Origin of the sequence: Georgenia daeguensis (assembly GCF_039537705.1) — a bacterium.
Lineage (GTDB): Bacteria > Actinomycetota > Actinomycetes > Actinomycetales > Actinomycetaceae > Georgenia > Georgenia daeguensis.
Genome location: NZ_BAABBA010000020.1, coordinates 62,024 through 71,106, shown reverse-complemented (window position 1 = coordinate 71,106; position 9,083 = coordinate 62,024). Strand labels below are relative to the sequence as shown.

8 protein-coding genes and 1 tRNA gene are annotated in these 9,083 nt (G+C 75.5%); 1 reads left to right on the top strand and 8 read right to left on the bottom strand.

Annotated elements, in window-relative coordinates:
* From ABD774_RS16985 to ABD774_RS16955, 7 genes are all read right to left on the bottom strand, one after another.
* A partial coding sequence (locus ABD774_RS16985) for a Rho termination factor N-terminal domain-containing protein (RefSeq protein WP_345043770.1) occupies window positions 1-350 on the bottom strand: 350 nt, incomplete at its 3' end.
* Between the two features lie 317 nt (window positions 351-667).
* A complete protein-coding gene (thrB, locus tag ABD774_RS16980; RefSeq protein WP_345043766.1) occupies window positions 668-1,558 on the bottom strand; it encodes a homoserine kinase in 891 nt (296 codons plus the stop codon).
* Between the two features lie 5 nt (window positions 1,559-1,563).
* On the bottom strand, window positions 1,564-2,664 hold the full coding sequence (gene thrC / locus ABD774_RS16975) for a threonine synthase (RefSeq protein WP_345043764.1): 1,101 nt from the start codon (window positions 2,662-2,664) through the stop codon (window positions 1,564-1,566).
* Complete coding sequence (locus ABD774_RS16970) at window positions 2,664-3,971, bottom strand: homoserine dehydrogenase (protein WP_345043760.1); 1,308 nt, start codon at window positions 3,969-3,971, stop codon at window positions 2,664-2,666. The genes thrC and ABD774_RS16970 overlap by 1 nt, the downstream gene beginning before the upstream one ends.
* Before the next feature lie 151 nt (window positions 3,972-4,122).
* Window positions 4,123-5,526 carry a diaminopimelate decarboxylase gene (gene lysA, locus ABD774_RS16965; RefSeq protein ID WP_486327335.1) on the bottom strand — a complete coding sequence of 468 codons (1,404 nt, stop codon included), beginning with the start codon at window positions 5,524-5,526 and terminating at the stop codon, window positions 4,123-4,125.
* The gene (gene argS, locus ABD774_RS16960; RefSeq protein WP_345043757.1) at window positions 5,523-7,169 is read right to left on the bottom strand and encodes an arginine--tRNA ligase; all 1,647 of its coding nucleotides are present in this window, start codon (window positions 7,167-7,169) and stop codon (window positions 5,523-5,525) included. Before argS ends, lysA begins: the two co-directional genes overlap by 4 nt.
* 124 nt (window positions 7,170-7,293) lie before the next feature.
* A complete protein-coding gene (locus tag ABD774_RS16955; protein WP_345043755.1) occupies window positions 7,294-8,157 on the bottom strand; it encodes a hypothetical protein in 864 nt (287 codons plus the stop codon).
* Window positions 8,158-8,389: 232 nt separating this feature from the next.
* Here ABD774_RS16955 and ABD774_RS16950 point away from each other — a divergent pair.
* Window positions 8,390-8,462, top strand: a tRNA-Arg gene (locus ABD774_RS16950).
* Between the two features lie 68 nt (window positions 8,463-8,530).
* Here ABD774_RS16950 and ABD774_RS16945 read toward each other — a convergent pair.
* Window positions 8,531-9,082, bottom strand: coding sequence for a TetR/AcrR family transcriptional regulator (locus ABD774_RS16945; RefSeq protein WP_345043752.1), 552 nt, complete (start codon window positions 9,080-9,082; stop codon window positions 8,531-8,533).
* Window position 9,083: the final 1 nt, after the last annotated feature.

Here is a 9,083-nt window from a genome sequence, read left to right as displayed (position 1 = left end):
TGCTGGACGGCCGCGACGTCGGGCAGCACCGGCACGGCGGCGCGGCGCTCGGCCTCGGCCCGGGCGGCCTCGCGGGCGGCGGCCTCAGGGGCGGCGGCAGCGGGGCCGGCGGCCGCAGCGGGGGCGGCGCTCTCGGGGGCCTGCTTCGGCGCGGACTGGCGCTGGGCGCCACGGCCGTCACCACGAGCCTCGCGGATAGCCGCGATGAGGTCGCTCTTGCGCATCTTGGCGGTGCCCTTGAGGCCGATCTCGCCAGCGAGCGCCTGAAGCTCGGGCAGACGCATGGTGGTCAACGAGCCCCCTCGGGTCGCGGCGGAGCCGGTGGTGGGGGCGTCGACGGTTTCGGTCACGAGGTTCCTTCCCTCGGTGAACGTCCCCGGCACTGACGCGGGGACGCGGGACGGGTCCCCAGCCCTGAAGGGCTGGATGGTGATGGGGGCCACGGGCGCGGGCGCTCAGCGCGCACGGCGGTCGGGGCGGATGCTCCGTCTGTACGACGACGTGGTAGACGCACCCAGGTGCGCGGAAGACGTCCGCAGGGAGTCGGTGCACCTCGATCGTACCAGCCCGAAACCCTGCCCGTCGCACAGTTCGCGCGGCGTCGCGGCGCCTGCCCGAAGGCCTGCGCGGCGCCGGCCACGGGTCTGCCGGCCCTCCGGACGAGCGCTCAGAGCAGGTGCGCGCCCGTCGTCGCGACGCCCGGGTCGAGCACCTGCCAGCCGTGCTCCTCGAGGGTGCGCGCGGTCGCGTCGTCGAGCCGCTCGAGGACGAGGACGCTCGGGCCGGCGCCCGAGATGACCGCGGGCCAGCCCGCCTCGCGCAGCGCCCGGACCGCCTGGGCGGTGCCGCGCATGGCGTCGGCGCGGTAGTCCTGGTGCAGCCGGTCCTCGGTGGCGGCCATCAGCAGCTCGGTGCGGCCGCCCAGCGCCAGCACGAGCAGCGCCGAGCGGGCCGCGTTGAAGGCGGCGTCGGCGTGCGGCACCTGCGTCGGCAGCACCGCGCGCGCCGTGTGCGTGAGCAGCTGGGACTGGGGCACGAGCACCGTGGGCCGCAGGTCCGGCGCCAGCGGGATCCGGGCGGCGTGGGGACCGTCGCCGTCGACCCACGCGGCCGTGGCACCGCCGAGGAGGGCGGGTGCGGCGTTGTCCGGGTGTCCCTCGAGCTGGGTCGCCAGCGTGAGGACGGCGTCGTCGTCGAGCGCCTCCGGCTCGGAGAGGAGCCCGCGGGCGGCGACGAGACCGGCGACGACGGCGGCCGCCGAGGACCCCATCCCCCGCCCGTGCGGGATGGCGTTGTGGCAGACGAGCTCGAGCCCGGCCTGCGGCGCGCCGGCCCGGTCCAGGCCCAGGCGCACGGCGCGCACGACGAGGTGCTCCTCGCCGTCGGGCAGGGCGCCGTCCCCCTCCCCCACGACCGTGACCGTCGTCGCGCCGGCGACGGCGCGCACGGTCACCTCGTCCCAGACCCCCAGGGCGAGGCCGAGGGCGTCGAAGCCGGGGCCGAGGTTGGCGGAGGTGGCCGGGACCCGGACCCGGACCGCGTCGCGCGCGAGCCGCACGGTGGCTACAGGCCGAGGGCCGCGACCGCGGCCTCGAGCGTCGGCGCGATGACCTCCGGCTCCACGGAGGTGTGGCCGAGCGCGGTGGCGGTGTCCTTCAGGCCGTTGCCGGTCACCGTGCACACGATGCGGGCACCGGCGGGCACCTTGTGGTGCTCGGCGGCCTGCAGCAGCCCGGCGACCGAGGCGGCGGAGGCGGGCTCGACGAAGACGCCGACCTCCGCGGCGAGCAGCGCCTGGGCGTCGAGGATCTGGGCGTCGGTGACGGAGTCGATCCACCCGCCGGAGTCGTCGCGGGCGGCGACGGCGTAGTCCCAGGAGGCGGGGTTGCCGATCCGGATCGCGGTGGCCACGGTCTCCGGGTGCTCGACGGGCGCCCCCTTGACGAACGGCGCGGCGCCCTCGGCCTGCACGCCCCACATCTGCGGGACCCTGGTGGCGACCGGGGCCAGGCGCGTGGCCGTGTCGTCCACGGACGAGGCCGTGGTGCGCCCGGCGTACTCGTTGTAGCCCATCCAGTACGCCGAGATGTTCCCGGCGTTGCCGACCGGCAGGACATGGATGTCCGGGGCGTCGCCGAGGGCGTCGACCACCTCGAACGCGGCCGTCTTCTGGCCCTGGAGGCGGTAGGGGTTCACGGAGTTGACCAGGGCCACCGGGTACGCCTCGGCGAGGTCGCGGGCGATGCGCAGGCAGTCGTCGAAGTTGCCGTCGACCGCCACGAGCGTGGCGCCGTGCACGATCGCCTGGGCGAGCTTGCCGGCGGCGATCTTCCCCGCGGGAAGGACGACGGCGCAGCTGAGCCCGGCCCGCACCGCGTAGGCGGCGGCCGAGGCGGAGGTGTTGCCGGTCGAGGCGCACACGACCATGCGGGTGTCGGTGGCCGCGACGTTCGAGATGGCCATGGTCATGCCCCGGTCCTTGAAGGACCCGGTGGGGTTGGCGCCCTCGACCTTGACCCATACGCGCGCCCCCGTGCGCTCGCCGAGGACGGGCGCCTCGACGAGCGGGGTGCCGCCCTCACCGAGGGTGACGACGGGGTCGTCCGCCCCGATCGGCAGCCGGTCGCGGTACTCCTCGATCACACCTCGCCACTGGTGGGCCATCATGCTCCTTCGACTCGGGTCACCGAGATGACCTCGTGGACGCTGGGCTCCTCCGCCAGCCGTGCCACCGTGCGGTCGAGCGCCGCCTCGGTGGCGACGTCGCTGACGATCGTGATGCTGGCGACGCCGTCGTCGGCGCGCTGCTGGCGCACGCTGTCGATCGAGACGCCCTCCTCGCCGAAGACGCCCGCGACGGCGGCGAGCGTGCCGGGCCGGTCCGCGAGGCGCAGCTTGATCTGCGAGCGCGCCGCGGTGGTGGCCGGTCCGTGGAGCGGCAGCTCGGCGTAGGTGGACTCCCGCGGCGCGTGGCCGCCGTGGACCTTGTGGCTCGCGGCGGCGACGACGTCGCTCAGGACCGCCGAGGCCGTCGGGGCGCCGCCCGCGCCCTGCCCGTAGAACATGAGCCGGCCGGCGGACTCGGCCTCCACGACGACGGCGTTGAACGCCCCGTGGACCGCGGCGAGCGGGTGGGCGGCGGGCAGGAGCGCCGGGTGGACCCGCACGCTGATGCCCTCGGTGCCGTCGGTGACGGTCCGCCGCGCGACGGCGAGCAGCTTGATGACGTGGCCGGAGTCGCGGGCCTCGGCCATGTCCTCCGCGGTGATCGAGCGGATGCCGGTGACGGGCACGTCCTCGATGCTCACCCGGGTGTGGAAGGCGAGCGAGGCGAGGATCGCGGCCTTGGCGGCGGCGTCGTGGCCGTCGACGTCTGCCGTCGGGTCGGCCTCGGCGTAGCCGAGCTCCTGGGCCTGGGCGAGGGCCGTCTCGAAGGAGAGCCCGCGGGTGGCCATCTCGTCGAGGATGTAGTTCGTGGTGCCGTTGACGATGCCCAGCACGGCGGTGATCTTGTCCCCGGCCAGGGACTCGCGCAGGCCGTAGACCACCGGGATCGCGCCGGCGACGGCAGCCTCGTAGTACAGGTCCGCGTCGCCCGCCTCGGCGGCCGCGTGCAGCTCGGGCCCGTGGGCGGCGAGCAGCGCCTTGTTGCCCGTCACCACGGTGGCGCCGGAGGTCAGGGCCCGCAGCACGAGGGTGCGGGCGGGCTCGATGCCGCCGATCAGCTCGACGACGACGTCGGCCCGCGTCACGAGCTCCTCGGCGTCCTCGGTGAGCAGCTCGCGGGGCACCCAGGGGTCACGCTCGGTGGCGGTGTCCCGCACGGCGATGCCGACGAGCTCCAGCTTGGCGCCGCTGCGGGCGGTCCAGTCGTCGCCGTGCTCGCGCAGCAGGCGCACGACCTGGCTCCCCACCGTGCCGCAGCCCAGCAGGGCGACGCGCACGACGCCGTCGGTCGCGGATGTGCTCACGGGGTTCCTCTCGTTCTCGGGCGGCGCCGTCGGGCGCCGCGCCCAGGATAGGGGCCCGCCCCGGCGGGCCTTTGATCTGTCCACCGACCACGCCCCCGGGGCGCGAGATGTCATGCCCCGCGGGGACATGACATCTCGCGAGCGGACGGGGTCAGCCGAGGTCCAGGGCCAGCAGGTCCTCCACGGTCTCGCGGCGCACCAGGACCCGGACGCCGTCCTGCGTCGCGGCCAGCACCGGGGGGCGCGGGACCATGTTGTAGTTGCTGGCCATGGAACGCCCGTAGGCGCCGGTGGCGGGCACGGCGAGCAGGTCGCCGGCGCGCACGTCGGCCGGCAAGGCCACGTCGCGCACGACGATGTCCCCGCTCTCGCAGTGCTTGCCGACCACCCGGGCGGTCACGGCGCCCGCGTCGGGGCGCCGCCCGGCGAGCGTGGCGGTGTACGCGGCGTCGTAGAGGGCGGTGCGGATGTTGTCGCTCATGCCGCCGTCGACCGAGACGTACGTGCGGGTGCCGCCGTCGTCGAGGGCGACCTCCTTGACGGTGCCGACCGTGTAGAGGGTCAGCCCGGCCGGCCCGGCGATGGAGCGGCCCGGCTCGACCGAGACGCGCGGGACGGGGGTGCCGAGCTCCGCGCAGACCCGGCGGACGGCGTCGGCGAGGGTGGCGGCGATCTGCGCCGGCGCGGGCGGGACGTCGTCGGCGGCGGTGTAGCGGATGCCGTACCCGCCGCCGAGGTCCACCTCGGGGGCGAGGAAACCGGTCTCGGCGGCGATCTCGGCGCGCAGGCCGAGGACGGCGCGGGCCGCCACCTCGAAGCCGGCGAGGTCGACGATCTGGCTGCCGATGTGGGAGTGCAGGCCGACCAGCTCGAGGGAGTCGCGGGCGAGGATCTCGTCGACGGCCTTGCGGGCGGCGCCGGAGGCGAGCGAGAGGCCGAACTTCTGGTCCTCGTGCGCGGTGGCGATGAAGTCGTGGCCGCCGGCGTGCACGCCGGTGGTGACCCGGACCATGACGGGCGCGCGCGTCCCGGCCTCCGCCGCGAGCGTCGCCACCCGTTCCACCTCGGCGAGGGAGTCGACCACGATGCGCCCGACCCCGTGGGCCAGGGCGGTGCGGATCTCGTCGTCGGACTTGTTGTTGCCGTGCAGGCCGATCGCCTCGCCGGGGACGCCGGCGCGCAGGGCGACGGCGAGCTCGCCCCCGGTGGAGGTGTCGAGGCGCAGCCCCTCCTCGTGGACCCAGCGCGCGACGGCGACGGAGAGGAAGGCCTTGCCGGCGTAGTAGACGTCGGCACCGGCCATGCCCGCGGACTCCGCGAACGCGGCGTCGAACGCCTCGGCGAAGGCGCGGGCGCGCCCGCGCAGGTCCGCCTCGTCGACGACGTACGCGGGGGTGCCGTGGGTACGGGCGATCTCCCGCACGTCGACGCCCGCCACGCTCAGGGCGCCGTCGTCGCCGCGGCGCACGCCGGTCGACCACACGCCGGTGGCCGCGCCGTCGGGCTCGGGCGCACGCAGGGGGGCCGCCTCCGGGGCGGCGTGCTGGCCGCTCACATCCGCTCCGGGGCCGAGACGCCGAGCAGGTCCAGGCCGTTGGCGAGCACCTGGCTGGTGGCGTCGTTGAGCCACAGCCGCGCGGTGTGGCCGGCGTCGACCTGGTCCTCGCCCCGCGGGGAGATGCGGGTCTGGCCGTACCACTGGTGGTAGGCGGCGGCGACCTGCTCCAGGTAGCGGGCCACGCGGTGCGGCTCGCGCAGGCGCGCGGCGTGGGCGACGGTCTCCGGGAACTGCCCGAGCGCCCCCAGCAGCTCGGTGTCCGCGGGGTGGTCCAGCGCCGCGGGGTCGAAGCCGTCACGCGGGACGCCGTGCTCCTCGGCGTTGCGCGAGGCGTTACGGGTGCGGGCGTAGGCGTACTGGACGTAGTACACGGGGTTGTCGAGGTTCTTCTCCCGCAGCTTCTCGCCGTCGAGGGTCAGCGGCGAGTCCGCGGGGAAGCGCGCGAGGGTGTAGCGCACCGGGTCGGTGCCGATCCACTCGATGATGTCGCGCAGCTCGATGATGTTCCCGGCGCGCTTGCTCATCCGGGCGCCCGCGACGGAGACGAGCTGGCCGATGAGGATCTCGATGTTCCTCTCGGGGTCGTCGCCCGCGCAGGAGGCGATCGCCTTGAGCCGGTTCACGTACCCGTGGTGGTCGGCGCCCAGGAGGTAGATCTTCTCGCCGAAGCCGCGGTCCTTCTTGGACAGGTAGTAGGCCGCGTCGGCCGCGAAGTACGTCGGCGAGCCGTCGGCGCGGACCAGCACGCGGTCCTTGTCGTCGGAGAAGTCGGTGGTGCGCAGCCACACCGCGCCGCCCTCGTCGTAGACGTGGCCCTGCTCCCGCAGCCGCCCGACGGCGCTCTCGACCGCCCCGCCGTCGTGCAGCTCCCGCTCGGAGAACCAGACGTCGAAGTGGACGTTGAAGCTGGCGAGGGTCTCCTCGATCTCCGCCATCTGGAGGCGGTAGCCGAGCTCGCGGGCGACGGCGACGGCCTCGTCGTGCGGCAGCTCGGTCAGGTCCGGGCGCTCGGCGAGGACCTTCGCGGCGAGCTCGGCGACGTACGACCCCTGGTAGCCGCCCTCGGGGACGTCGGTACCGGTGGCCCGGGCGACGATCGAGGCGCCGAACTTGTCCATCTGGGAGCCGGCGTCGTTGATGTAGTACTCGGGGACCACCTCGGCGCCCGAGGCGCGCAGCAGCCGCACCATGGCGTCGCCGAGCGCCGCCCAGCGGGTGTGCCCGATGTGCAGCGGGCCGGTGGGGTTGGCGGAGACGAACTCCATGTTGATCCGGTGGCCGGCGAGGGCCTCGTTGCGGCCGTAGGCCGGGCCTGCCTCGACGACGGCGCGGGCGAGCTCGCCGGCCGCGCCGGCCTCGAGCCGGATGTTGAGGAAGCCGGGCCCCGCGACCTCGGCGGCGGCGACGCCGTCGGCCTGGGCCAGGCGGGCCGCGAGCAGCTCGGCCAGGGCACGCGGGTTGGTCCCGGCCTTCTTGGCCAGCTGCATGGCGACGTTGGTGGCCCAGTCGCCGTGCTCGCGCTGACGCGGCCGCTCGACCTTGGGCTCGGGGACGTCCTCGGCCGCCAGGGCGACGTCGCCGGCGGCGACGGCCTCGAGCAGGACGGAGCGGATGAGTGCGGCGAGCTCGGCTGGGGTCACCCGGCCAGGGTAGTAGGCGCCTGCGGCCGGGTGATGTCCGAGGCCGGCCGCCGCGGTGCGGCCCTCGTCACAGCCCGCGGGACGCCGGCCGGTGCCGGAGTCCCGCGGTGGCCTGCCCGCCGGCTCAGATGAGCATGTTCGAGTAGATCTCCGGGACGGCCTCGGAGTCGCCGGTGAGGGTGAGCACCACGCCGTCGTCGGTTCGCCAGACGACCGTCGTCGTGGCGCCGTCCGCGTGCTGGTAGGCCCAGTGGTGGCCGGTGGAGTCCGGGTAGACCGGCCCGTCCGAGAGCAGCTGCGCACCCTCGTCCTTCAGCGAGGCCGTCAGCTGCTCGCTGTAGGAGTCCTGCGCCTCGATGCTGTCGAACGCGGCGGCGGTCACCGGCACCTCGACCGTGCCGTTCGTGTAGGTGCCCGCGAGGGCCTCCCGCGCGCCCGCGGCCAGCCCCGGGGCGTGCTCGGCCCACCCCGCGTCGCTCAGGACGAAGCTCGTGCCGACGACCTCGGCGTCCACGCGCGGTTCGAGCGGCTCGCCCGACACCTCGCGGGTGTCCTCGGTCGGGGCAGCGGTGGCCGCCTCGCCGGGAGCCTCTCCCGCGGTGGCACCGTCCGTGGGGGCCGTGGCCGGCTCGGTCGCGGACGCGCCGGCGCCGGGCTCGGCGGTGGTGGTCCCCGTGCCCGTGCGGGTCAGCATGAAGACGACGGCGCCGACCACCAGGACGATCGCCAGGCCGATGATGGCGGGGACCAGCCAGGTGTTCCTCCGCTCGGGCTGCGGCGCGAGAGCCGCCTGGCCGTACGGCGGCTGGCCCGGCGGCGGCCCGTACGGCGGCTGGCCCGACGGCGACCCGTACGGAGCCTGGCCCGACGGCGGCCCGTACGGAGGCTGGCCCGACGGCGGCCCGTACGGAGGCTGGCCCGGCTCCTGCCCCGGTGCACCGCTCGAGCGAAGTCGTTCGTCTGGTCCCTCGGGCGGCGTCTGTGCCATCTCTCCCCCTTCGTGCGGCCGGGCACGACGCCCAGCGCTCCGTCGCTCAGGCTAGACAGCCCGCCGCGCCGCCGTCGCCTTCCGGGGCGCCCCGGGATGGGGACTTCTCCCCCGGCACGGGAGCCCGGACGGCGCGGCGGTGACCTGCACCACACACGGGGCCCGCAGCGTGCACGGAGGTGAAGCAGCGTCCCCGTGGCTGATAACATCACCAGGCGCTGTCAGCAGCGGCGCCCCTTTAGCTCAGTGGATAGAGCGTCTGCCTCCGGAGCAGAAGGTCGCTGGTTCGAATCCAGTAGGGGGCACCCACTGCGCGAGCCCCCGCCCACCGGGCGGGGGCTCGCGCCGTTCCGGGGCCGGCCCGGAACGCTCCTCACCGGTCGGGCAGCACCTCGCCCCACGTCAGGCTCGGCTCGCAGGCCCGCCCGGCCGCCGCGGGCTCCGCGCCGAGGAGCACCGCCTCGACCGCGCCGTACGCGGCGAACCCGGACACCCGCGCGGCCGTCGTCGCGGCCCCCGCGGCGCCGTCGTGCCCCGCCGGCGCCAGGACGCGTCCGGCCGCCGCGACGAGGCGCTCAGCCACGGCGCGGGACAGGGCCGGGTCGCCGTCGGGGCCGATCAGCGCCGCGTACGTGCGCCGGCGGGCCGCGGCGTGCTCGAGCAGCTCCTCGAACCACACCCGCCGGTCCGACGCCGGGCCGAGCGCATCGATCTCTTCGAAGAGCTCCCCGAGCACCGCGTCGGCGAGCTCGGTGACGGAGCGGAAGTGCTTGTAGAAGGTGGTCCGGTGCACGCCCGCCGTGCGGCACAGGCCAGCCACCGAGACCTCCGCCAGAGGAGCGGTGAGCACCGTCTCGGCCATCGCCCGCGCGAGCGCCGCGCGGGTGCGCCGCGTGCGCGGGTCGACGTGCTCCTCGGCGCTCACG

Bases quoted from the DNA above. Each gene is read 5' to 3' on its own strand.
- ABD774_RS16955 (WP_345043755.1), bottom strand. From the start codon at position 8,157: ATGGCACAGACGCCGCCCGAGGGACCAGACGAACGACTTCGCTCGAGC.
- thrC (WP_345043764.1), bottom strand. From the start codon at position 2,664: ATGGCCCACCAGTGGCGAGGTGTGATCGAGGAGTACCGCGACCGGCTG.